Below are 22,551 nucleotides of genomic sequence, written 5' to 3'. Positions count from 1 at the left end.
ATTTCTGCGCTCCGCACGGCTGGCCCTTCTCGTGGAGGAGTGCGCGCGCTGCCGCCTTGCGTTCCTTCTTCTTCTCGCGGCGACGTTCGACGAGCGGCGCACAGACGACGCAGCCGCGCTTCTTGCAGATGCGCCCGCGGTCGTGCGCGATCTCCTGCAGGCTCTTCGCGGACAGTTCTGCGTCGTGCACGTCGTCGTCCACGCTGTTGCGCGAACGCTTGCGGCCCGGTGTTCGGAAGTCCTCGTACTCAGCCATCGTGATGCCGAGTATCGCCGCTCGATCGCTGATCCGCTGCGTGCCACCATCCGGGCGCGACTTCGTCGACGCTCGGCGCGTCATCGATGGTGGCCGTGCTGGTTCGTCGACTTCACCCGGCTTTCCGCATGGAGGCCATGACCTGCTCGACGAAGCGGAGGGCGGGGTCGGCGTGGAGTGGGTGGCCGAAGTCCATGATGAAGTGCTCGACGCCGAGGTCGCGCAGGTGGCTCAGGCGTTCGACCCACGCCTCGGAGTCCGCGTCGGACTCGGGAAGGTCACCCCCGACGGTCATGCTGCATTCGACGGCATCGGGATCGCGTCCGGCGTCGATCGCCGACGCGCGGACGATGTCTCGCATCCGCAGCCAGGACTCGTCGCCGCCCCGGTGCGAACCGTTCCAGATGTCGGCGTGGCGTCCGACGATGGGCAGACCGATCTGCTCACCGGAGCTCCCGATGCAGATCGGCGGCACCACGTCGGGCCGTGGCGTTGCCGCCGCGTCGTCGATGGCGAAGTGGTCGCCGGTGAAGGTCGGGTGCTCCTCAGTCCACATCAGCCGACAGATCTGCACGACCTCCTCGAGTTGGCGCAGACGGGTGGCGTTCGACGGGAAGTCGTAGCCGTAGGAGTCGTATTCGTCCTCGCGCCAGCCGGCGCCGATCCCGAGGATGAACCGGTTGCCCGACAGCACCTGGAGGGTGGCCGCCATCTTCGCCGTGAGTGCGGGGTTGCGGTAGCCGTGGCCGAGCACGTGGTGACTGAGCATGATGTCGGGGTACCGCGCGGCGAGCCAGGTGAGCGTGACCCACGCTTCGAGGAAGCCTTCCTTCTTGTCGGCGTCGAAGCCGTAGAAGTGATCGGCGATCCACAGCGAGTCGAAGTGCTCCAGCACGCCGGGGAAGATGTGCTCCTCCTGGTACATGACGATCGGCTGGAAGTCGCTCCCCGCGTGGCCGGCCACCGGCGACAACCATCCGAACTTCGTTGCGTCGTTACTCATCCCGACAGGTTCGCAGGTGCCGCTCCGAGTGCGCGCGTCCGGGTCAGGACGGCATCGCGTCGGCGGGGACCTCACCGGGCCCGAACTCGACTCGTCGCCGCAGGTCAGGACGGCACCGCATCGGCAGGGACCTCACCGGGACCGAACTCGACCTCGCCGTCGCGGGTCACGACGGCATCGCGCCGGCAGGAACCTCACCGGGACCGAACTCGACCTCGTCGCCGCGGGTCACGACGGCATCGCGCCGGCAGGAACCTCACCGGGTCCGAACTCGACCTTGTCGTCGCGGGTCCAGATCGTCACTCGTTCGCCGATCACCCGGTACGTGTCGTCGGCGTGGAGGAACGCCGTGTTCCGGTCTACGCCGACGAGGGTGTGTTCGCGGCCCAGCGCCAAGCGCATCGCTGAGACCACGGCCGTCGGGATCTCGTCGAAGTGCGGAACGATGTGGGCGCCGGGCCACAGGCCGAATCCCTGGTGCGAGCGAGGGAAGCCGGCGAACACCTCGCCCTGGATCATCGCTCCGGCGCTGCACCCTACGAGCAGGCCGCCGCGACCGATCACGTCGAGGATGGCCTGCCACACGACGGACCCGTTCAGACTGTCGAACAGGTGGGTCGGCTTGCCGCCGGAGAGGTACACGAGGTCGGCCGCCCCGACCTGTTCGGCGAGGCCGACGTCGTCTGCGCTCGTGCGATCCCACACACGTACCGGTGCGGCGTCGGCGCCGAGAGCGGTGAAGTGGGCGACGCCACGATGCATCCAGTCGTCGATCATCGGATCGCCCTCCGTGCCGGCCGCAGTCGGCAGGCAGACCACCCGGGCCGGCGAGTCGAACAGGTCGAGGAGGTCGCGATCGACGGCGGTCATCCCCGCCAGGTACTCACCACTCCCGACGATCGCCAGCATCGGAACATCATGTCGTTCCGTCGACGACGATGCATCCACGAGGCCCACGCCGACGCGTCACGATGCGGACGCATTCCGCGTCCACACGTGACGCGCCGACCTGGAGTGTGACCAGAGGTCGCCCGGGACATGGGGGCTCTGCAGTCGCGGCGAGCGGCGCGCCGTCGTGCTCGCTGACCGAGCACGCGACCTGGCAAGGCAACCGGGCAAGGCACCCGGCCACTTCATGCCGCCCTCCGACTCGGAGGCCCGGTGTTGCGTACGCTGCCGTCCGGCAACGTCAGGGTGAGCTCACGGTTCGGGCCGAGTTGCACGTTCCATCCGCCGTCGTGGATGGCGTGGTGATGACGCGAGCAGACCGGCAACAGATTGTCCAGATCGGTCGCCCCATCGTGACGCCACCACACCACGTGATGCAACTTGCACCGGTCGAACCCGGTCGAACAGCCAGGAATCGCACACGTCGCATACAGACCACGCAACGCACGCCGCTGTGCCCGGTTCGCCAGGCGCGTCGCCCGACCGAGATCCAGATTCCCGGGCGCGTGCAACACCACACCATTGCGCACCACCACGGTGGTCACGTCCGAGTCGGCAACCAGTGACGCCAACACCCGCTGCGGCACCTCGATCGGAATCGGCCAGTCGACCGCCGCCGCACCCGCCACCGCCGGAGCATCGACATCGATCACCGCCACGAACTCCGCCCGACCCGGCCTGCCCGAACCGACACCACCCTCGACCAGACGAGCGAACGCGAGCGCTCGCAGATGCTTCTGCTTCTCGATCGGATCGGACGGACACGACTCCGGAACCGCCTCGGCGAACAACGCCTCCACCGCACGCTCCAGCGCCGACGACACCGACAACGCCGTCACCGGATCGAACCGACCACGCACGTTCCACATGCCCTCGTCATCGGTCCACGTCGACATCGACGTCGCCCGCCGCTGACGCTCCAACCTCGCCATCCCGTCATCGGCACGCACCCCGTCGGCCTCACGACGCACACGACGCGCGAACTCGGCCACCGACAACCCACCCGCCTCCTCGACGAGCCCTTCGATCCGACCGAACAACGCGTCACGCTGCGATGGCTCGAGCGACTTGGCACCACGCGTGACCGCATCGACATGCCCAGCGGTCACCCTGGCATCATCGAGTGCCTCGGCCAATCCGGCCACCACCGCGAGGGTCTCGCCTCGCTCGATCACCGTCGACGCCGCCGACAGCGACTCGCGCGACACCGCAGCGATCTCCGGTTCGGGGAACGACGACACCGCCCGCAACCGAACCGCAAGATCGGCATCAGCTGCCGCGAGGAACGACCGCAGTTCGGCCACCGATCGCATCGCCGAGGTCAGCGACGCAGCCGAAGCAGCGGGGTCGGCGCGCACCGCGATCACCCGCTCCGCTCGCTCGATCACCCCCGACATCAACATACGAACAACAGTACCCAGGGGGTGTCACAGGGTTTCCGAAACACGAACGTCGACGCATCCATCGGGCGCAACCCGTCGTGGCCGAGGACGGCGAGATGCTGCTCGTGTCCGACCCGACGCAGGACGTGTACGACAAGAAGGCGTGGACCGACGAGGAGCGGATGCTCGGCGCCGGATTCTCCGGACCGTGGACCGAGCTCAGCGGGTCGTACCGCCTGCCGAGCGACCTCGTGCCGATGGCGAACGCGTTCGCTGCGAAATACCTGAACGGTGAGCACATCGCCGGTGAGGTGCCCGCCGATCGGGTGGCGATCTCCGGCGCGTCGAACCCGACGCGTCGTCGGTGACTGAACACCGATCGCCCGAACGAACTCGGCCGCCTGATCGGTCGCGAAGTGGTGCGGCTGCTGGCGGCGCATCCCGAGCTGTCGCCGAACGACGTCGTGTTCCTGTGCGAGCAGCACCGCGACGGCATCGACGCTGTCCACGTGATCGAGGACGCCGGGCATGCGGTGCACCACATCTTCAGCGAGAACAAGAACGAGCAGCAGCGCCGCAAGCAGCGGTTCTGGCCCGACGCCCCGGGCGTGAAGGGGTGCACCGTGCACAGCTTCAAGGGATGGGAGACGCGTGTGCTCGTGATGGGAATCCGCGCCGACGCCGGGTCGAAGCGACTCGCGTACGTGGCGATGACCCGCCTCAAGACGGACAGCGCCGGCGGCCAGTCGTTCATCTCGATCCTCAACAGCAACCTGAAGATCGCGCCGTTCCAGTCGACGTTCGAACACTGGGCGGTGCCGCAGGCCTCGAGCCGCGTGGGCTGACCACGACGGGCACCGGCGGCGGGTCCAGACTGCCGGTGGGTCGACCATCGACTCACCCAGCAGTCGACCTGCGACCACGCCTGGCCCGTCGACGGCGGATTCACTACCGTCGTCGCGCGTGCAGGGCATCGTGCTCGACGACGTGACGAAGGCGTGGCCGGGCGCGCCGGCGGCCGTCGATCATCTCGATCTGGCGATCTCCGCCGGCGAGTTCGTCGGACTGGTCGGACCGTCCGGTTGCGGCAAGACGACCGTGCTGCGGATCCTGTGCGGGTTGGAGGCGCCGACGTCGGGTCGCGTCCTCGTCGGCTCCCGTGACATCACGAACATCGCGTCGCGGGACCGGTACTTCGGGTTGGTGACGCAGCAGAACCAGTTGCTCGGACATCTCTCGGCGGGTCGCAACATCTGCTTTCCGCTCGAGGTCCGACAGGAGCGTGCGACGGTCGGCGACATCGACCAGCGACTGCGGCGCGAGGCGTCGCGTCTGGGTCTCGAATCGCTCCTCGATCGTCGTCCCTCGACGTTGTCGGAGGGGCAGCGGCGTCGGGTCCAGCTCGCACGGGCCGTGATCGGTGCGCCGGTGGCGTTGATGCTCGACGAGCCGTTGGCGAACCTGGAGGACCAGGTGCGGGCGCGGGTCCGAGCCGAGATCGTCGCGACACATCACGACCGTGGACTGACGTCGCTGATGGCCACGGCCGATCAGCGCGATGCGATGGCGATGTGTGATCGCATCGCCGTGCTCGTCGACGGCCGCCTGGAGCAGTACGCCACGCCGGCGGACGTGTACGACCGACCCGCGACGGTCGACGTCGCCGACTTCTTCGGTGAGCCGTCGATGAACATCCTCGCCGGCCGCGTCGACGCCGGTGGCGGCGGGCGACACGTGTCCGTGCTCGGGCATCGCATCCCGGTGACGACGTCGGCGATCGACCCGTACCACGGTGGTGACGTCGTCGTCGGCGTTCGCCCGGAGGATCTGGTGGTGGGTGCTCCGACGACCGACGGCATCGAAGCCGTGGTGCGCACGACGGAGAGTGTCGGGTACCAGACGATGGTCTACGCCGAGGCCCTCGGCGTTCCGGTCGCATTCCTCACGCCGGGCCGTGCGCCGCGCGCCGACACCGTGCTCGACCTGGCGATCCCGCCCGACCGACTCCACTTCTTCGACCCCCGGACGCGCATGGCGATCCACCACCCGTCCACCTGAGACGGTGATCGAGCCGGGCAGCCGGATTGACGAGGTCGGACGGTCAGTCGGCGAGTGCGGACCGGACGACGGGTGCGACCTCGGTGCCGAGCAACTCGATCGAGCGTTGCATCCCGGCGGTCTCGAGTGCCGCCGAGCTCATCTGGAACGTGACCCGGGCGAGCCCACCGAGTTCGTCGTTCGTCGCGATCAGCTTGTCGGCGACGGTCTGCGGACTGCCGATCAGGAAGGCACCGCCGGGCCCGCACATCGCGTCGAACTGCCGGCGTGACGGCGGCGCGAAGCCCCGCTCCCGACTGACACCGGACATCATCTGCGCCCATCCGGGGAAGAAGCTGTCGCGTGCCGCCTCGTCGGTCTCACCGACGAAGCCCATCGCGTGCACGCCGACCTTCAGCGAGTCGGGGTCGTGGCCGGCACGTCGTCCGGCTTCGCGGTAGAGATCGACGAGCGGACGGAAGCGTTCGAACGTCCCGCCGATGATCGCCACCATCAGCGGCAGGCCGAGTGCGCCGGCCCGGGCGAAGGACTCGGGCGTGCCGCCGACGCCGACCCAGATCGGGATCTCGTCCTGGTGCGGCCGGGGGAACACTCCCTGGCCGGTGAGCGGCGGCCGGAACCGGCCGCTCCACGTGACCTCGGGGCTCTCGCGCAGCTCGAGGAGCAGTCCGAGCTTCTCGACGAACAGCTCATCGTAGTCCTGCAACTCCAGGCCGAAGAGCGGATACGACTCGACGAACGATCCGCGTCCGACGACGATCTCGGCTCGGCCGCGTGAGATCAGGTCGACGGTGGCGAAGTCCTGGAAGACCCGGACCGGGTCCGCCGCGCTGAGCACGGTCACCGCGCTGGTGAGCCGGATCTGCTGCGTGCGTGCGGCCGCTGCCGCGAGGATGACGGCGGGTGAAGCGTCGAGGAACTCGGCGCGATGGTGTTCGCCGATCCCGAACGAATCGAGGCCGACCCGATCCGCGGTCTCGACTTCGAGGAGAAGCGCCTCCATCCGGTCGGCCCCCGAGACGGCCACACCCGTCGCGGGGTCCGGCATGGTTGCCGCGAAACTGTCGATTCCGATCTGCATGTCAGTCCGTTCGTGTCGGCGTCGATGCGGGGCTCGGCGAGGTCTGGCCCGGGAGCGGGACGTAGGGCTCGTGGTCACCGGGGACCGTGGGGAACCGCTGCTCGATCCAGTCGGCCTTGGCCTGTTCGATCCGGTCCTCGTCGCTGTGGACGAAGTTCCAGAACATGTGGCGCTTCCCGACGGGGTCGCCGCCGAGCACGATCGCGGTGCCCGATCCGCTCAGCGTCAGCTCCCGGGAGGTGTCGAGCACGGCGAGTTGGCCTGCTTCGATCCGCTCGTGGTTGATCGCGATGTCGCCGTCGACCGACAGGACGGCGATCTCGGCGTGCGTCGTGGAGATCGGCACCGGTGAGTCGGCGTCGAGTCGCACGTCGGCCAGCACGAGCGGTGAGGCGCCGACGACCGACGACTCCATTCCCCACCCGGTGCCGACGGCGAGATGGATTCGTGAGCGTCCGACCGTCTCGGTGGGCAACGCGTCAGCGTCGGCGTGCTCGAAGGCCGAGGCCGCCTCCTCCGATGTATCGGGGAGTGCCACCCACGTTTGCAGACCGTGCAGCGACCGAGCCACGTTCGCGTCGTCGGGGTGCGCACGTTCGGTGTGGGTCACCCCCGAACCGGCCGTCATCCAGTTCACGTCACCGGGCTCGATCGTGGCGACGGCACCCGTCGAGTCGCGGTGGACCATCCGTCCGTCGAGGAGGTAGGTGACGGTGGCGAGACCGATGTGCGGGTGGGCATCGATGTTCGGCGACGACTGGTCGGCGAGTTCCTCCGGACCGATCAGGTCGGCGAAGATGAACGGACCGACCATCCGTCGCTCCCGGAACGGGAGCAGGCGGCGGACCGTGCTGGATCCGACGGGACGGTGTCGCGGGTCGATCCGCAGTTCGATGGCTGTTTCCACGGGTGGTGCAACCCCGGGACCGGCTCCGGTATTCGCCGGTGCACGACCGAGCCGGTCGCCACCTTCAGTCGCGCAGCGCCTTGGCGAGCGCGGTGAAGTCGTGGACGAGCAGGTCCATGTCGGCATCGGTGTGCATCAGCGAGACCAGCCACTGCTCGTCGAGTCCGGGTGGGGTGAGGATGTTGCGGTTGACGCCCCACAGCCACGACAGCTCGGCGGTCGCGAAGTCGGTCGCCTTGTAGTCGCGGTAGTTGCGCACCGGTGAGGGCGACCAGGTGACGCAGCCCTTCACACCCATGCCGACGGTGTGGGCGGGAAGTTCGTACTGCTTGATGACGTCGTCGATCGCGTCGAGCGCGCGGACGTTGATCTCCTCGGCAGCGGCGAGCGCGTCGGGCGTGCAGAGCTCGTCGACCGCCAGAGCGGCGGCCATCACCAGCGGGTTGCCGTTGTAGGTGCCGAAGTGGGCCATCCGCCCGTCGACGACGACCTCCATGACCTCGCGCTTGCCGCCGAACGCGGCGAGCGGCAGGCCGCCGCCGATGCTCTTGGCGAGCGTGATCAGGTCCGGTTGGACGCCGAGGCGCTGCGCGGCTCCTGCGTGGCCGGCGGTGAGGCCGGTCTTCACCTCGTCGAAGATCAACACGACGCCGTGCTGGTCGCACAGCGCTCGCACGCCGGCGAGGTACCCCTCGTCGGGCAGGACGATCGCGAGGTTCTCGATCACCGGTTCCACCACCATCGCCGCGACGTCCCGACCGTGCTCGGCCAGGATGCGTTCGAGCATCGCGAGGTCGTTGTACGCGACGACGTGGACGGTGCCCGCCTCGACGTCGAAGGGGACGTCGCCCACGGGTGCGTCGGCGGGGCCGATGTCGGCGAGCGCGGGCTTCACCGACACCTGGAGCGGGTCGTACCCGCCGTGGTATCCGCCCTCGATCTTCACGATCGCCTTGCGCTGCGTGTACGCCCGGGCGGCGCGGATCGCGTACATCAACGACTCGGTGCCCGAGTTGGTGAAGCGCACCAGGTCCAAGCCAAAGCGGGCGCAGAAGCGCTCGCTCATGTCGGTCGCCTGCGGGCTCGGGGTGACGAAGAGCGTGCCGACCTCCTCCAGCGCCCGGGTGACGTGTTCCACGACCACCGGGTTGAGGTGGCCGACCAGCATCGCACCGAAGCCCATCGACAGGTCGAGCAGGCGGCGACCGTCGACGTCGGCGATCCAGGCGCCCTCGGCGGACTGGACCGAGATCGGGTGCGGGTCCCAGTGCTGGAACGACGAGGTGACCCCGAGCGGCAGTGTCCTCCTGGCGCGCACGTTGTGCTCGGCCGATCCGGGGGTGGTCTTCGCGAACCGCTCCCATTCCGAGGCCACGAGCGACGCGACCCGGTCGTGGTCGACGGGACGGAAGGTCGTCGGCAGGCATCGGCGCGTGGCCGGGTCGTGCGACGGCCAGGTCGGGGTGTTCGTGTGCGACGTGGCGGAGTCGCTCGTTGCGTCGGTGGTGGTCATCTGCTGCCTCCAAGGGAGCGATGTGATGCTGGTTGTTGGAAGTGAACCGGCCGCCATCACCGTTCGCTACGTCGGGACGAGCACTCGGCCGGGTCGCTCGGGAGGTCGGTCGACATTCCGTCGCGGATGACGTCAGAGTCGGCGGTGTCGCACCGACGTCTCGGCATGGTCGGCCAGGTGCGCGATGTCGTCGCCGTCGGAGGTGAGGACGAGGGCATCGATGCGTTCGGCGACGCAGACGAGGTGTGCGTCGACGACGTCCGACGTGTTCGATCGGGCGAGCAGTGCCCCGACCGATCGCACGTCATCGGCATCGAATCCGATGATCCGGCAGGCAGCGAGCAGGCGATGAAGCGTGACCTGACTCGAGGGTCGACTCACCTGAGCGACCACCGGCGCTGTCGTGACCGGTCGTCGGCCATGCTCGAGCAGACGGCGGTGGTACGCCCACATCTCCCGGTCGTTCCGATCAGCAGCGATCAGCGGGCCGGCGTCATAGGCGACGGTCATCGCGTCCCCCATGACGGTTCGGGTCGAGGTCCGCTCGCACTCGTTCGTCGGCGCGAGCCAGCTCGTCGACGGTGAAGGCACCGTGCTGGGCCTCCCATTGTGCGACGAGCGCCAACCCGTCGATGATCGCGAGTCGGTCCTCGGCGGCCCGGGTGATCCATGCCGACACCGTGACCCCCTCGGCCTCGGCCGCCTCGACGAGACGGGTGTGAACCGATGGGGCGATGCTGATCGAGATCTTCGGAGAAGGCGCTCCACGGGGCATGAGACGAACGGTAGCACCGTGGTCGGACCGTTGAGGTTCCGAGATCATCCGGGATCTGGGAGCAGGTCGTGAAGGGCGTCGAGCGCATCGAAGAGGACGATGCCCGCGACGGTCCGGTCCTTCTGTCGGAAGGTCCACCGGGCGACCCAGCCGGTGTCGCAGTCGTCGACGCCGGCCTCAGTCGCGAGGCACGCCACCTGTCGGGTCCAGTCCTCCGCCTTCGCCTGATCGCTTCGCGTCTCGTTCTCGTCGAGCAGCGCGTGGATGACGAGGTCGCGAGCACCCGTGCCGATACGGCGTCGGATCTCATCCGCCAAGCCGTTCGGAGTCCAACCGGAGATCCAGAGATCCCGAACGGTGAGCCGGAGCTCACGCTGGATCGAGAGGACCATCCGGGTGAAATCACACTCCGGGCAACCTGTGGTGAAGGCGCTTTCGTCGTGAGGGTGCGGCCAGGCCGGCTGGTCGGTGGACGTGTCGAAGAGGTCTCGCTCGTGGATTGCCATCGTGTGGCTCCGTTCTCGTGGTCGTGAGTTCGGTTGCGTGATGACAACGATTCGGCGTCGGACAACGCCTCGGAGATCATTCAAGCACAGGGGTACATCAGAGTTCCTCGAGGCGCTGTCGGCCCCGCCTGATCCACGTGTTCGGGGCCCGAACGACCCTCCGGACTCCTGTGCCCGATGTCTCGTGGCCGGCTCCGTCATCATTCCGTAACATTTCGACATCCGACCATCTCGGTCGTCTGCGGCGAAGTTCCGCACACGACCCGCCGGTGCCGCTGCAGAAGGCGCACCTCGGCAGGAAGCGTCATGACTCCCCTCACCCCACCCCCCGCCGCGGCATGTCGCCGCCCCCACCGCTCCGCGTTCCGTCGTTCGGCGGTGGTCACGGCACTGCTCGTGACGATCGTCGGCGCACCCCTCGTGGTCAACGCCGTGGCCGACGACGGCTCCGCCGTGCCGACCGGAACGACCGTGAGCCCCGCCGAGACCGCGGACGAACCGGTCTTCACGCCGAGGGTCGGGTCGGTCGAGGAATCGGCCCCGCAGCCCGACACGACTGCGGTCGCTGAGACCGTCGCCGAACCGGGAGCCGCGACCTTGTCCGAACCGGGAGTCGTGACTCTGTCCGAATGGAAAGCCGTGGCCGTGGCCGAACCGGACCTCGACGTGCAGGCGCTCCTCACCGAGACCTACACGTGGGGCGAGGACAGCCTGCGCGTGGCGGCGCTGCAGCAGGTGCTGAACGTGGAGGTGGACGGCCGGTACGGCGTCGTCACCCGCCGCTCCCATCTCGACGTCCTGGAGGCCGATGCGTTGAGCACCGACGGTGTTCCGGACGAGGCTCCGCTGGGCCCCAGCGCCGAGGAGTGGGCCGCTCTGCGCGACTGCGAGTCGGGCGGCGACTACGCGATCGCCAGCAGCAGTGGCCGCTACCGAGGCGCCTACCAGTTCGTCCAGTCGACCTGGGACAGCGTCGCCGACCGGAACGATCCGACACTCGTCGGCATCGATCCGGCAGCGGCCACACCGGCCGACCAGGACGCCATGGCCCTCGCGCTCTACATCGAAGCGGGCAGTGGCCCCTGGCCCGTGTGCGGCCGCCATCTGTCCTGAACGGTCGCTCGCGACGCGAACCCGCACGTGATACCAGTTCGATATCACGTGCGGCGATGACCTCGCGGCTCAGTGATGCAGAACACGCTGCGCTTGCAGAAGCAGCGGCGAAGGCGAACATGTCGATGCACGCACTCGCAGTCGAGGCCGTTCGCAACGAGGTCGCACGACGGACGCAGCGCGACGAAGTGCTCGCGATCAGCAGTTCTGTCATGGAGCACCACCGAGACCTCCTCGATCGACTCTCGAAGTAGTTCCTCGATCCGGTGACTCGGTTCCTCACGCTCGACGACGTGATTGCGATCGCGGTGCAGCAGTTCGGGTCGCCACCGCCGATTCGTGATGTCGGCCTGCTCGATTCCGCTGTCGCTCGGCCTGCGTCGACGGTGATGGGCGACGATGCGTATCCCGACCTGTGGACGAAGGCCGCTGCGCTGCTCCAATCGCTGGTCGGAAACCTTGCGCTGATCGATGGCAACGAACGGCTGGGTTGGACCGCCAGCGTCGTCTTCGGCGCGCTGAACAGCGACGTCGACGTCGCCTCGGTCGACCTCAATGGCGCCTACGACCTGGTGATCGACGTGGCGTCGGATTCGTCGCTGACGGTCGATTCGATCGCCGACCGCTTGCTGGTGCTCTTGGGGCGATGACCTTCGCATCGCCGACCGCGAGGTTCTGATGACGGGTTCGTGCGTTCGGTCGGACCGTCGAATACCGCTCGTCACGAGACCACCAGCCGCAGGTTGCGGAGGACGTCGAGCACATCGAGGAGCACATCCGTCGCTGCATCGGGATCATCGTTGGCCAACGATCTCGAACAATCTGATCTGGCAAGAGTTCGACAAGAAGGTGTCCTCGTGCTGGTTTCGTCCCGCCATCGACCGATGGATGTGCATGATGTCGATCGCGAGCAGCACGAGTGGAACCGACGGGCGGGCCGGTGGCTCCTCGCGCTTGATGACTCCCGTGCGAACGTTCGGACGCTGCGTGATCCTCGGTGGCGTGCTCCTCGTTTCCGCTGCCTGCGAGGAGCCGGCCGACTCGACGGCGTCGACGAACTCGACCGAAGCGGTCGCAGCGAGCGCCGTCCCGGTTCCTGAGGACACAGCGATCACGACCGTTCCCGCTGCTCCGCTTGCGCTGGTCGACGACTGCGTGCAGCAGACGATGGGCCGCGCCTTCAACGGCGAGGAGTTCTGGCAAGAGCACTGGAACAACATGAACCAAGATGAAGCTCGACTGAGGGACTGGTGCGACCAGTACGGCAACGACGATCCCGAGGCACTGGCCGAGCTCAGCCGTCAGTGGCAGCTCTCGCTCGCCGAAGTCGAGAGTTCGACGACGGCCGCCCCGGTGTCCATCGTGCCGTTCGTCGATCCTGTCGTTGCGTCGACGGCTCCAGCGACGATCGCCACTACGACGACGACAACGAATGCGCCCCCACCTCCTCCGCCACCCCCACCTCCGCCTGCTCCGGCCAACGTCTCGTATCAGAACTGCGATGCCGTGCGTGCTGCAGGTGCGGATCCGATCTACCGGGGCGACCCGGGGTACGAAAGCAAGCTCGACCGCGACGGTGACGGTGTCGGCTGCGAGTAGAACTCGACCCGTCGTCGTGGCAGACGACGGCAACCGTTTCGACGACAGACGCGTTGGCGATCCGATTGCGTCGGGCATGCGGGACGTTGTCCACTGGCTCCGCAAGCCGGCTGCGTCAGCCGATCGATCCAGGTCAGTTCACGGCGTGATGAAGTCGCACCTCGTGCCGGGCGCGTGAGCGAGGCGCAGATCGAGCGTGGCGAGCGGAGCATCGATGGACTCCGCGAGCGCGACGTAGAACGCGTCGTAGATCGTGAGGTTGGATCGCAGTTCCCAGATCCGCTCGGCGAGGGGCTCGAACGGTGCAAGTTCGATCGGAAGCCGAACGAGGGCGGCGAAGGCGAGGGCAGCTGAATCCTTCCCGACGGTTTCGACTGATTCAGCTCGTCGCAACACGTGACCGACCTCGACCGGGAGCAGATGGGGTGCCACCACCCGGCCGCTCCGAAGCTGTTCCTCCGCCCAACGTCCATCCGGCCCGTCGTCGATCAACGCCGCCACGACCGTCGAGGCATCGACGACGATGCTCAACGCCGACCGTCGTCACGGAATGCCAGGATCTGCTCTGAACTCAGACGAGATCTCGTTGTTTCCTTCCGCGCGCGCAACTGGTCGAGCATCTCGTTCATGTCCGGCTTGGCGGCGAGGTCGATCAGGGTCTGTCGCAAATACTCCTGCAACGATCGTCCGCTCCGAGCAGCCCGAGCGGCCAGCTCGTTGCGTGTCTCATCGGGCACCTCACGGATCGTCATCGCCGGCATGCATGCAGAATAGCAGCATTGCATGCGAGATGCATTCGCAATCCGATCTCGAGATCCGCTCCGAACGAATCGGCTCGGCTCTCCCGACGGCATCAGGCACCAGCCCCACGAGCATCGGCAACAATCGGACAATGACCGACCGACTGATCTCGCCCTCGAAGGTGACGGCGTGGTTGGCGTGCGCCCACACCCTCACGCTCGACCACCGCAGGACGACCGGTTCGTTGAAGATCGAGGTCGCCGGCCTCGGCGAGATGGCAACGATGCTGCTCGAGAAGGGGGAGGCGCACGAACGCGAGGTCCTCGCCCGATACCGGGCCGAGGGCAAGCGCGTCTTCGAGGTGCCCGCACGCATCACGCCGGACAACCCGACGCCCCCCGACGCCGGTGGCCTGACGTCCCGTGACTTCCCGGGCGGTTGGGAGCCGTTCGATGCGTGGGTCGCCCGGGTCGGGAATCCGATGGCGACCGGCGAGTGGGATGTCGTCTATCAACTCCCGCTGATCCACGACGGCGTGCGTGGCGTGGCCGACTTCCTCCTCCGCGTCGACGGTTCACCCGACGACGCACCCGTTTACGAGGCGGTCGACGCGAAGCTCACCCGCAGCGAGGCCAAGCCGGGCCACGTCCTCCAGCTCTGCTTCTACGCCGACGCCGTGCGAGCGCTTACGGGTCGCCGGGCGGACACGGTCGCCCTCGAACTCGGATCGGGCGACTGCGAACGGATCCGCCTCGCCGACGTCGAGCCGTACTGGCAACGGCTCCGCAACCGCCTCGCCACGGCGATCGACGGTGCATCGGCGGCGATCACCGAGCCGATCCCCTGCTCGCACTGCGACTTCTGCGACTACGCCTCGGTCTGCGACGACCAGTGGCGGGCCGACGACTCGCTCGTCTACGTCAGCGGTCTCCGAGCCGCCGATCGGTCGGTGCTCGTCGAGCAGGGCGTGTCCACGATGAAGGCCTTGGCGAACGCAGATCCGACGTCCGATCTCGGCATCGCGAACGGGGAACGCCACGTCCGTCAGGCCGACCTCCAGGTCCGCACCGCCGCCCTCCCCGAAGGCGCCGCACCGATCGTCGAGATCATCCCCGAGTCGATGACGATGCCCGCTCGCGGCCGAGCCGACGACAGCGTCGACGCAACCGGCGATGAGGTCACCACCGAGCCGACCGGGTTCGCCGCGCTGCCCGAGCCGTCTCCCGGCGACGTGTTCCTCGACTTCGAGGGCCACCCGTTCTGGACGGCCGACGCCGGTCTGTTCTTCCTGTTCGGCCTGATCGAACGCACCGAAGCGTCGCTGACCGCCAGCGGTAACACGGCCACAGGTGACGACGACGACTGGCAGTTCACGACCTGGTGGTCGCACGATGTCGACGAGGAGCGTGCCTCGACCGTCGCACTGGTCGAGTACCTCGCCGACCGCCGAGACCGGTTTCCCGGCATGCACGTGTACCACTACAACCACACCGAACGGTCGTCACTGCAACGCCTGACCCAGCACCACGGCGTGGCGGAACTCGAACTCGAGAAGCTGGTGGCCGAGGGCCGATTCGTCGACCTGTTCCCGATCGTCACCGGCGCCGTCCAGATCGGTGTCGAGTCGTACGGCCTGAAGAAGGTCGAGTCGGTGACCGGGTTCGTCCGGAGCCAGGCGATCACGAAGGGCAGCGGCGCCGTCGTCGAGTACGAGCGTTGGATGCGCGAACTCGACACGGTGCTTCGAGCACCTCACCTCGAAGCGATCGCGAGGTACAACGAGGACGACGTCCGGGCGACGCGCGCCGTGCGCGACTGGCTCGTCGACGTGCGGCCGAACATCGAGTGGCGTGCCGCGGTGCTCGACCCGTACGAACGCGACGAGGAGACCGACGAACTCATCCGGCGGCTCCACGAGTTCGAACCCGAGACGCCGCAGCACCTGCTCGGCGACCTGCTCGGCTACTGGCGTCGGGAGGATGCTGCGACCTACATGGAGGTCCGGCTCCAGCTCAGCCGTCCGCTGGCCGAGCTCGTCGACGACCCGGCGGCGATCGGTGGCCTCGTCCCGGTGGGCGTCGTCGAACGTCTCGGCAAGACGGGCAAGCCGATCACCCCCGGCTACGCGTTCGACTTCCCAACGCAGGACATCAGCCACGACCTGAAAATGGGATGCGACGTCGCGTTCCTCGTCGACGACCAGGCGACACGCACCGCCCGAGCCGATGTGGACGTCGACGCACGCCGGTTGACGATCCCCTGGAACCAGGAACGGATCGACGAAGGTGTGGTCCCGACCGCCGTCGCCGAGTGGTCGCTGTTCCCTGCCAAGGCGAAGCTCGTCGCGCTGCGTGACCTGGCGACCGAGGTGCTGGACGGTCGAGTCGACAGCGCTCCCGCCCGCTTCCTGTTCGGCGAGCCACCGCGGTTCACCGCCGGTCCCGATCCGGTCGCCGACGGCTTCGAGCCCGGTGTCGAGTCGGTCGTCGACTGGGCGACGCGGATGGATCGCACGGTCGTCCCGGTCCAGGGCCCACCTGGCACGGGCAAGACCTACGTGGGGTCGCATGTGATCCGAGCGCTCGTGTCGGATGGGCTGCGGGTCGGCGTCTGCGCGATGAGCCATTCGGCGATCGACAACCTGATGCGTGCGGTCGTCGGCATGTTCGACGATGCGGGTGACCGTGGGCTGCGTGCGATCAAGCAGAGTGGTTCGGACCGCACGTTCGAGGATCGTGACGACGTCGAGTACGGCGACATCAAGGCCAAGCACCTCGACGAGTGCAACGTGTTCGCCGGGACGGCGTGGCTGTTCGCCAGCGAGAAGATGCGAGAGCAACCGGTCGACGTCCTGTTCATCGACGAGGCCGGCCAGCTGGGTCTCGCCGACATGTTGGCGGCGTCGATGGGGGCGAAGAGCGTGATCCTGCTCGGCGACCCGCAGCAGCTGCCGCAGGTCTCGAAGGCGAGCCATCCGGGTGGATCGGGTCGCAGTGCGTTGCAGCACGTGCTCGGCGACAGCCAGACCATGCCGACCGATCGCGGCGTGTTCCTCGCCACGACGTGGCGGATGCATCCCGACGTGAACGAGTTCATCTCCGACGTGATGTACGACGGTCAACTCGGCACGCACCCGTCGTGTTCGACGCAGTCGACGGCGGCCGGAACGGGCCTGCGCTGGATCCGTGCGGAGCACGATGGCTGCTCACGCTCGTCGAGGGTGGAAGCCGACCTCATCGCTGCACAGATCATCGAGTTGACGGGGACCGACTGGACCGACTCGAAGGGCGACGTCGCACCGCTGACACCGCAGGACTTCATCGTGGTGGCGCCGTACAACGACCAGCGTCGTCTGATCGACGAAGTGCTCGGCGCCGATGTCCGCACGCGTGGCGTGCCGGTCGGGACGGTCGACAAGTTCCAGGGTCAGGAAGCAGCGGTCGTGTTCTTCTCGATGACGACATCGTCGTCGGCGCACATGCCCCGCACGTCGGACTTCCTGTTCTCGAAGAACCGCCTGAACGTGGCGATCAGCCGGGCGAGGTGCCTCGCCTACCTGGTGTGCACGGAGGAACTGCTGGACACGACAGCGAAGTCAGTGACGCAGATGCAACAGATCGGCGCGCTGTGCGCCTTCGTCGAACGGGCGGACTACCAAGCGAACGTGTAGCTCGCCAGAACCTCCAAACGCATCCGCACTCAACGCCGTCCTAACTGGACTTTCGACCCAGATCGAGCCGGACCACTCTTTCGACAGCTCCCTCAGTCGCCGAGGTGAAAACCGTCGTCTTCGTACTGCGACAGTCCGTATTGCTCGATCGACGCCAACGACGGAGCGATGACCAGCATCGAGCAGTCGTCTCGCTCGAGGCATGTCATCCGCTTTCCTCGGTTCACTCGGAGAACATGATGCGCTCGATACGTGCCAGCGCATGGATAAGGACTGAAGAGGTTCCAAATGCCTTCGACTTGACGAAGCCACAGACGTGGAACGATCCAGAACTGACCAAAGCGGTGTGGCGGTGAATACGCGATCGGCTGACCGTCATGGCAATCGATGAGGAGAAAGTCGTTCCCGTAGTCAGGCCCCGCTTCGACGGGATGTTGGCCCTCAGCGCAGATTCGGTGAAACTCGTCCACCGCCTCCTCGTCGATTGACCGGGGTCTCGGCATTCCGTGGCCGTCGAGTCGTAGCACACGGTCCGCCCGACGGTGCCGGAGGAAGCGAATGTCTACGTCTGTGCTGCTGGATGCCACCTCCTGACGATAACGAAGTTCATCTAGTGGTTCAGTCGCGCTCCGGGACTCGTGGAGGCTCTACAGAACTCTGGCCGCTTCGGTTACGCCCAGGCATGGGGTTCGATTCCTTTTGGTTGATGTGAGGTCGCTCCACCGACTCAGACCGTGCGAGAACTCCAGGAAACAGATTCGACTTCAGTCGCACAGCCGACAACGAATGGGCTTACCGCACATCTCCCTCAACGGGCGGGGCGATCTCGTTGAGCCGCCGTCCGAATTCGTCGTAGAGGCAAAGCCACCCGTTGCATGTGAATTCTCCGTTCTTTCCCTTCCCGGGGGGATTTCCAACGCTGTCCAACACAGCAGGGCTTGGCCCATCGTGCGAACGAAGTTGCCTCCCGGATTCGCGATCCACCCCGCTGAATCGAAGCCGCGCCGTTGTGTGTTCGACCGTCACCAAGCCCACCAGCCCGTTGATTCTCGATGTCCACTGGGTTCGACCGAGGGGAACGGCAGAGATGTCGCGAAGTTTCGCGGTCGGCGAGGAGCGGTAGGTCTCAGAAGCACGGTTGTTCTTCGCCATCTGTGGCGATCGGAACTCGGATCCCACGTGCCACTCAACCGGTGCGGTTTCAGCCCTTGGACCCTCCCGCAGTGAGGAACTGGCCAACCCTTGGATCCGTCGAGACGTCTCTCTCTCAGCCAACTCAGTCGGGGCAGCGGAATTCGACTCGTTGGAGCGCAGATCGGGAAGCCGTTTCACGACGTCATGCACGATCTGAACAAGGTTCTCATCGGAGACGAAGCACAGAGGTCGCAGCGAGTTGATCACTCGGAGTTCGATGCAGACGTCGTTGTTGTCCAGCGACCTCGTTCCCCCGTTCTTGCCGTAGTTCGAGTTCGGGTCGTCGAAGGCTTCGACGAGCGTGTGAAGGACGATTCGCGCAACGCGTTGGTCAAGTCCGAATGCGGGTCGGTACTGGATGCTCTGGAACTCCTGCTCGCTCGCACGCGCAGCAAGATCGGGGCCGTACGTCAGGATTCGGTGCATTGCCAGGCGGAGAGCGTTCCTGAGATCCGGCCCGAATCGGGCCCACTCAGATCGACCAGCCGGTGGACTTCCATCCTTCAGGTTGGGCCAGCCCCAGCGATAGACAACGAAATGGGGGAGGAGGTGCGTAGCGATCCAACACCACACGTCGGGGTGTAATGCTTCCGAGAGGCCGGAGGTGTCCTCGATGAGCCGGGCGCCGAGCTCAACGTCCCAAGTGGACCGTCTTTCGGAATTCAACGCGGACGGGTAGCCACGATCGTGGGCCCACGCGTTCAGATCGTCGCGCCAAGCGACAAGTTCATCCTGGCTCACCTGGCGGTCGCCCGCAGGGTGGAACTCGGCGCGGCGAAGGTCGATCGGCATCTGCTCCAGCGAGTCCGGTGCCGCTCCGTGCAGATCGATCAGCGGTAGCCAGGTGCTGCTTCCTGACGCTCTCGGAAAGTGCGTACCCTGCTCGAAGCGGGTCATCCCTGCGCCCTCCACGAGTCAGGAGCGAACCTGTTCCAGAGGCGACGCGAAAAAGTTGGTTGATCGTGTTCGTGATCGGCCAGCGCACCACTCACCGATCCGAACGCCTCGGTCAGCCTCAGGACGAGCATCTGACCGACCGTGCCGTCCGCCAGGTCGGTCCAGTCCTCAACCGCATGCAGCTCCTCTGCGAGTGCGGCGGTCAGCACACGGACGAGGTCGACCGAGATCCCTGCGAGAGACGAAGGCGGGAGTGTTGCGGGGTCGGGGTCGCCGTTTGCATCATGAAAGTCGCGATCCATGACGTCACGGTTCAAGAGCACCGTCACGACGTTTGCGAGGAGGTCGTCGAGTTCGATGGACGTGTCGAGGTCGACTGCCCAGAGCGAACCGGATGGCTCACCGAAACGCTGTTCGAACGAGACGGTCCGAACCGGTATCCGAGTCTCTGCACCCTCGAGAAGTATCGTCCGCTCGCGGATCGGATTCGTCCAACCATCGCTCCAGACGAGCGCCCCGTCAGGACAGGAATCGTTGGGTCGTTCATCGACAGTCCAATGAACGATCAAGCACGTCTCGACCTCGACCGACCCAGCGATATCGGCCGGTATGTCGAGCGTGAGGCAGGTCGAGTCCGAGAGCGGGACGGGAACGGGACCACCCGAATGGATGCCGGCTGTGCTCGTCGCCCTGCAGGACCAGCGCGCCGCGACTCCGAGCACCTGTCCGGCAACGAGGTCGAGTCGCCTCCGAACATCGAGTGCTTCGACGCTGAACTGGACTGACCTCGTGATGGTGATGGACTGTCCTGGCTTCCAGTCGTCACCATTGTTCGCGAGTGCCGATCGCCCGGTGTCGGCGACGGTCCAGTCGCCGAGCGAGATCACTTCATTGACCGCGTCGTCTGGAAGACACCAGCCGGGTCTGAGTTCAAGAGGCATCGGTGATCTCCACCTTCACCTTCGGCCGGAACCGAACGTCGCCTCTGACGTGGACGACGAGTCCGAGTCGGGCTCCGTCGACCCCGGTGGTCGAGAAGTGGTCACCCGGCTGAGAAGTTCCCGAGTCCGAGATCCAGCTGAAGGTGACGAGCCCGTCGACCGGCATCGTACCGGTGTTGTCGTGCCCGCTCCCTGCCGCCGTGAGCGAGATGCTCATGGGCTTCTCGCCGATGCCGCCGAGAAGGACGTCGAGTTCGTGAACCATGTCTTTTGCCACTCGGTAGCTCTTCACCACGGTGAGGTCTGCTCGTGGTTTCCGAGTCGGAGCCTTTCCCGGCTTACTCGGAGGCTTCGGGGCACCGCCACCACCGAGTCCGCCGAGAAGCCCATCCGAGATCAGTCTCGACACGAGTTGTTCGCCACCGCCTCGCTCACCGGCGTCGGCTGAGCGGTAGCTGCCGATCAGTTGCTTGCGGGCTCGCTTGATCTCCTCCACGGTTCGCTTCGCGAACGTTCGTCGGTGGTCCCGGGTGTGCTCTTTCGGCACGATCTTGTGAATCCAGTCGTCATGCGCTGGTGGCTCGGCTTTGGTGAGCGCTCCCTCGACCTCAGGGTCATCGGCAGACAGAAACACGCCGACGTCAGTGGCAGCGGCGTCAGGACCGTTGATCGGCTCGTATTTGACGAGCAGTAGCGGCTCTCGGCGAATGAGCGCCATCTGTCCCCATGGCACGCCGAAATCGACGGCTGGCTCGTCGTCGATCTCGTCTCCGTCCTGAAAACCGTCGGGCCGGACCGTCTCGAGTTCTTCATCGGTCAGCGTCAGATGGAACACGTTTTGATCGTGACTTCCGCCGGAACGGAACTTGGCCGTCCCGAGGACCTTCTTGGGTCGATGGCACTCAGCGACCAGATCTCGGTCGGCTTCGTCGCTGTTGCGCTCCCGAGCGCAATCGAGCAACGCCTTCGCATACGGACGGATCTCCGGGTCGTCAAGCGGCGCAGGGAGGTCGACCTGATGATTGTTCCAGTGGATACGAAAATCCATGTCCGCCCCGGCCATGGTGTCGCGAACTCCGGGAACTCGCTTCGGCCACACGTGCCACCGGACCGCATCACGAAGACGATTCATCTCGATCTCCCAGCCCAGATGTAGCCGTGGAGCCACGATCACGATCGAGGTTCCATCGACCGGCTCACCATCGTGTGTGTACGACGGCAGAGGCAGTCCGCCTGCTGCTGCGGCAGCACGCGCCCCAACGATCGGTTCGATGATGTCGCCTTCGGCCTGCGCTCCGATGAAATGTCGACCCGTGAACTGTTGATCGCCATGGACGAAGAACTCACCATGGACAGACCCGATGAACCTCTCGACCGGTTCGCCAGCGCTGTCCGTCGTTCGCGTGTGGACGAGGATCGTTCCGCACTCACTCGCCATCCACAGGGCGCTCTTGCCGACGCCGTACGACCCGCCATCGCCCTTGCCGACGTCGTCCGTCGCCCGACCCATGTTTCGGATGAAGTTGGCGAAACGCTGCTGACCGTTGCCGAGTGAGTTGCCGTTCCGGATCGGATCCCAATGGGTGCCGCTTCGACTCGGGCCGCACAACCCCACAGTGTTGCGGTCGGAGATGACGAGCAGCCTCACGTTGTCGCGTTGGAGCACGGCCTTGGGGTGCAGGAGACCGTTCCCCGAGTCACCATCTGACTCCCTGTCGAAACCCCCGAGTGAGTCGATGGGCAGCAACTTTCTCAGGTGTTCGAGACGGTCGGTGTCGATGTCCCATCCGTCGATCTGGAACACGACGGGAGCGTCGCCTCGATCTGCGTCTCTTGCGTCCCAGGAGTTCTGCACCGCTTCCCGAACGAGCAGGGCGGGAAGTCCGAGGTGCCCGGTCAGTGGCGATGGGCCCTCGATTTTGCCCCCGGTAGGGGGCATTCGTTCGCTTTGGGCGACGAGATCGAGG

The 22,551-nt window shown here is 66.4% G+C and carries 22 protein-coding genes; 8 read left to right on the top strand and 14 right to left on the bottom strand.

Annotation, left to right across the window (positions count from 1 at the left end; translation table 11 throughout):
• Window positions 1–368: 368 nt before the first annotated feature.
• The 3 genes from ABJK40_RS10690 to ABJK40_RS10680 all read right to left on the bottom strand — a co-directional run bounded on the left by ABJK40_RS10690 (window position 369) and on the right by ABJK40_RS10680 (window position 3,610).
• A complete protein-coding gene (locus ABJK40_RS10690) occupies window positions 369–1,259 on the bottom strand; it encodes an LLM class flavin-dependent oxidoreductase (protein WP_348481275.1) in 891 nt (296 codons plus the stop codon).
• 228 nt (window positions 1,260–1,487) lie between these two features.
• On the bottom strand, window positions 1,488–2,168 hold the full coding sequence (locus tag ABJK40_RS10685) for a Type 1 glutamine amidotransferase-like domain-containing protein (RefSeq protein ID WP_348481273.1): 681 nt from the start codon (window positions 2,166–2,168) through the stop codon (window positions 1,488–1,490).
• Window positions 2,169–2,392: 224 nt separating this feature from the next.
• Window positions 2,393–3,610: an HNH endonuclease gene (locus ABJK40_RS10680; protein ID WP_348481272.1), complete on the bottom strand. Its 1,218-nt coding sequence runs from the start codon at window positions 3,608–3,610 to the stop codon at window positions 2,393–2,395.
• A 77-nt stretch (window positions 3,611–3,687) separates the two neighbouring features.
• On the opposite strand from ABJK40_RS10680, the gene ABJK40_RS10675 reads away from it, so the two are divergent.
• The 3 genes from ABJK40_RS10675 to ABJK40_RS10665 all read left to right on the top strand — a co-directional run bounded on the left by ABJK40_RS10675 (window position 3,688) and on the right by ABJK40_RS10665 (window position 5,647).
• Window positions 3,688–3,957 (top strand): hypothetical protein, encoded by a 270-nt coding sequence (locus tag ABJK40_RS10675; RefSeq protein WP_348481270.1) that lies wholly within the window; start codon window positions 3,688–3,690, stop codon window positions 3,955–3,957.
• 48 nt (window positions 3,958–4,005) lie between these two features.
• The gene (locus tag ABJK40_RS10670) at window positions 4,006–4,434 is read left to right on the top strand and encodes a hypothetical protein (protein ID WP_348481268.1); all 429 of its coding nucleotides are present in this window, start codon (window positions 4,006–4,008) and stop codon (window positions 4,432–4,434) included.
• A gap of 118 nt (window positions 4,435–4,552) precedes the next feature.
• The gene (locus ABJK40_RS10665) at window positions 4,553–5,647 is read left to right on the top strand and encodes an ABC transporter ATP-binding protein (RefSeq protein ID WP_348481266.1); all 1,095 of its coding nucleotides are present in this window, start codon (window positions 4,553–4,555) and stop codon (window positions 5,645–5,647) included.
• 43 nt (window positions 5,648–5,690) lie between these two features.
• On the opposite strand, the gene ABJK40_RS10660 is transcribed toward ABJK40_RS10665, so the two are convergent.
• From ABJK40_RS10660 to ABJK40_RS10635, 6 genes are all read right to left on the bottom strand, one after another.
• Window positions 5,691–6,728 carry an LLM class flavin-dependent oxidoreductase gene (locus ABJK40_RS10660; protein ID WP_348481264.1) on the bottom strand — a complete coding sequence of 346 codons (1,038 nt, stop codon included), beginning with the start codon at window positions 6,726–6,728 and terminating at the stop codon, window positions 5,691–5,693.
• Window position 6,729: 1 nt separating this feature from the next.
• Window positions 6,730–7,635: a pirin family protein gene (locus ABJK40_RS10655; protein WP_348481262.1), complete on the bottom strand. Its 906-nt coding sequence runs from the start codon at window positions 7,633–7,635 to the stop codon at window positions 6,730–6,732.
• Between the two features lie 64 nt (window positions 7,636–7,699).
• Window positions 7,700–9,148 carry an aminotransferase class III-fold pyridoxal phosphate-dependent enzyme gene (locus ABJK40_RS10650; RefSeq protein ID WP_348481260.1) on the bottom strand — a complete coding sequence of 483 codons (1,449 nt, stop codon included), beginning with the start codon at window positions 9,146–9,148 and terminating at the stop codon, window positions 7,700–7,702.
• Window positions 9,149–9,280: 132 nt separating this feature from the next.
• Window positions 9,281–9,670 carry a PIN domain-containing protein gene (locus ABJK40_RS10645; protein WP_348481258.1) on the bottom strand — a complete coding sequence of 130 codons (390 nt, stop codon included), beginning with the start codon at window positions 9,668–9,670 and terminating at the stop codon, window positions 9,281–9,283.
• Complete coding sequence (locus tag ABJK40_RS10640; protein WP_348481256.1) at window positions 9,642–9,923, bottom strand: hypothetical protein; 282 nt, start codon at window positions 9,921–9,923, stop codon at window positions 9,642–9,644. The genes ABJK40_RS10645 and ABJK40_RS10640 overlap by 29 nt, the downstream gene beginning before the upstream one ends.
• A gap of 44 nt (window positions 9,924–9,967) precedes the next feature.
• The gene (locus ABJK40_RS10635; protein ID WP_348510256.1) at window positions 9,968–10,315 is read right to left on the bottom strand and encodes a hypothetical protein; all 348 of its coding nucleotides are present in this window, start codon (window positions 10,313–10,315) and stop codon (window positions 9,968–9,970) included.
• Window positions 10,316–10,735: 420 nt separating this feature from the next.
• Between ABJK40_RS10635 and ABJK40_RS10630 the strand changes: the two genes are divergently transcribed.
• The 4 genes from ABJK40_RS10630 to ABJK40_RS10615 all read left to right on the top strand — a co-directional run bounded on the left by ABJK40_RS10630 (window position 10,736) and on the right by ABJK40_RS10615 (window position 13,141).
• On the top strand, window positions 10,736–11,542 hold the full coding sequence (locus ABJK40_RS10630; protein ID WP_348510255.1) for a transglycosylase family protein: 807 nt from the start codon (window positions 10,736–10,738) through the stop codon (window positions 11,540–11,542).
• 56 nt (window positions 11,543–11,598) lie between these two features.
• Window positions 11,599–11,796 (top strand): hypothetical protein, encoded by a 198-nt coding sequence (locus tag ABJK40_RS10625; protein WP_348479178.1) that lies wholly within the window; start codon window positions 11,599–11,601, stop codon window positions 11,794–11,796.
• A 12-nt stretch (window positions 11,797–11,808) separates the two neighbouring features.
• Complete coding sequence (locus ABJK40_RS10620; RefSeq protein ID WP_348479177.1) at window positions 11,809–12,192, top strand: Fic family protein; 384 nt, start codon at window positions 11,809–11,811, stop codon at window positions 12,190–12,192.
• A 316-nt stretch (window positions 12,193–12,508) separates the two neighbouring features.
• On the top strand, window positions 12,509–13,141 hold the full coding sequence (locus ABJK40_RS10615) for an excalibur calcium-binding domain-containing protein (protein ID WP_348479176.1): 633 nt from the start codon (window positions 12,509–12,511) through the stop codon (window positions 13,139–13,141).
• A 138-nt stretch (window positions 13,142–13,279) separates the two neighbouring features.
• Here ABJK40_RS10615 and ABJK40_RS10610 read toward each other — a convergent pair whose 3' ends face one another.
• Window positions 13,280–13,672: a type II toxin-antitoxin system VapC family toxin gene (locus ABJK40_RS10610; RefSeq protein WP_348479175.1), complete on the bottom strand. Its 393-nt coding sequence runs from the start codon at window positions 13,670–13,672 to the stop codon at window positions 13,280–13,282.
• Entirely contained in the window at window positions 13,669–13,878 is a 210-nt protein-coding gene (locus ABJK40_RS10605; protein WP_348510254.1) for a hypothetical protein, read from the bottom strand. The genes ABJK40_RS10610 and ABJK40_RS10605 overlap by 4 nt, the downstream gene beginning before the upstream one ends.
• Window positions 13,879–14,033: 155 nt before the next feature.
• On the opposite strand from ABJK40_RS10605, the gene ABJK40_RS10600 reads away from it, so the two are divergent.
• Window positions 14,034–17,552, top strand: a complete 3,519-nt coding sequence (locus tag ABJK40_RS10600) for a TM0106 family RecB-like putative nuclease (protein WP_348479173.1) — start codon at window positions 14,034–14,036, stop codon at window positions 17,550–17,552.
• 792 nt (window positions 17,553–18,344) lie between these two features.
• On the opposite strand, the gene ABJK40_RS10595 is transcribed toward ABJK40_RS10600, so the two are convergent.
• The 3 genes from ABJK40_RS10595 to ABJK40_RS10585 form a co-directional block, all read right to left on the bottom strand.
• Window positions 18,345–19,538: a hypothetical protein gene (locus ABJK40_RS10595; protein ID WP_348510253.1), complete on the bottom strand. Its 1,194-nt coding sequence runs from the start codon at window positions 19,536–19,538 to the stop codon at window positions 18,345–18,347.
• A gap of 101 nt (window positions 19,539–19,639) precedes the next feature.
• Window positions 19,640–19,945, bottom strand: coding sequence for a hypothetical protein (locus ABJK40_RS10590; RefSeq protein WP_348479171.1), 306 nt, complete (start codon window positions 19,943–19,945; stop codon window positions 19,640–19,642).
• A 628-nt stretch (window positions 19,946–20,573) separates the two neighbouring features.
• Window positions 20,574–22,388 (bottom strand): hypothetical protein, encoded by a 1,815-nt coding sequence (locus ABJK40_RS10585; protein WP_348479170.1) that lies wholly within the window; start codon window positions 22,386–22,388, stop codon window positions 20,574–20,576.
• Window positions 22,389–22,551 lie beyond the last annotated feature (163 nt).

It is taken from the genome of Ilumatobacter sp. (assembly GCF_039969435.1).
In the GTDB taxonomy this organism is placed as follows: domain Bacteria; phylum Actinomycetota; class Acidimicrobiia; order Acidimicrobiales; family Ilumatobacteraceae; genus Ilumatobacter_A.
Note: the sequence above shows the minus strand (reverse complement) of the source record. Positions and strands in the feature narration are given on the sequence as shown.

Excerpts from the sequence above, each read along its gene's own strand:
- ABJK40_RS10690 (WP_348481275.1), bottom strand. The coding sequence starts at position 1,259 with ATGAGTAACGACGCAACGAAGTTCGGATGGTTGTCGCCGGTGGCCGGC.
- ABJK40_RS10685 (WP_348481273.1), bottom strand. The coding sequence starts at position 2,168 with ATGCTGGCGATCGTCGGGAGTGGTGAGTACCTGGCGGGGATGACCGCC.
- ABJK40_RS10680 (WP_348481272.1), bottom strand. The coding sequence starts at position 3,610 with ATGTTGATGTCGGGGGTGATCGAGCGAGCGGAGCGGGTGATCGCGGTG.
- ABJK40_RS10660 (WP_348481264.1), bottom strand. The coding sequence starts at position 6,728 with ATGCAGATCGGAATCGACAGTTTCGCGGCAACCATGCCGGACCCCGCG.
- ABJK40_RS10650 (WP_348481260.1), bottom strand. The coding sequence starts at position 9,148 with ATGACCACCACCGACGCAACGAGCGACTCCGCCACGTCGCACACGAAC.
- ABJK40_RS10645 (WP_348481258.1), bottom strand. The coding sequence starts at position 9,670 with ATGGGGGACGCGATGACCGTCGCCTATGACGCCGGCCCGCTGATCGCT.
- ABJK40_RS10640 (WP_348481256.1), bottom strand. The coding sequence starts at position 9,923 with ATGCCCCGTGGAGCGCCTTCTCCGAAGATCTCGATCAGCATCGCCCCA.
- ABJK40_RS10635 (WP_348510256.1), bottom strand. The coding sequence starts at position 10,315 with ATGGTCCTCTCGATCCAGCGTGAGCTCCGGCTCACCGTTCGGGATCTC.
- ABJK40_RS10630 (WP_348510255.1), top strand. The coding sequence starts at position 10,736 with ATGACTCCCCTCACCCCACCCCCCGCCGCGGCATGTCGCCGCCCCCAC.
- ABJK40_RS10625 (WP_348479178.1), top strand. The coding sequence starts at position 11,599 with ATGACCTCGCGGCTCAGTGATGCAGAACACGCTGCGCTTGCAGAAGCA.
- ABJK40_RS10600 (WP_348479173.1), top strand. The coding sequence starts at position 14,034 with ATGACCGACCGACTGATCTCGCCCTCGAAGGTGACGGCGTGGTTGGCG.
- ABJK40_RS10595 (WP_348510253.1), bottom strand. The coding sequence starts at position 19,538 with ATGCCGATCGACCTTCGCCGCGCCGAGTTCCACCCTGCGGGCGACCGC.
- ABJK40_RS10590 (WP_348479171.1), bottom strand. The coding sequence starts at position 19,945 with ATGGATCGCGACTTTCATGATGCAAACGGCGACCCCGACCCCGCAACA.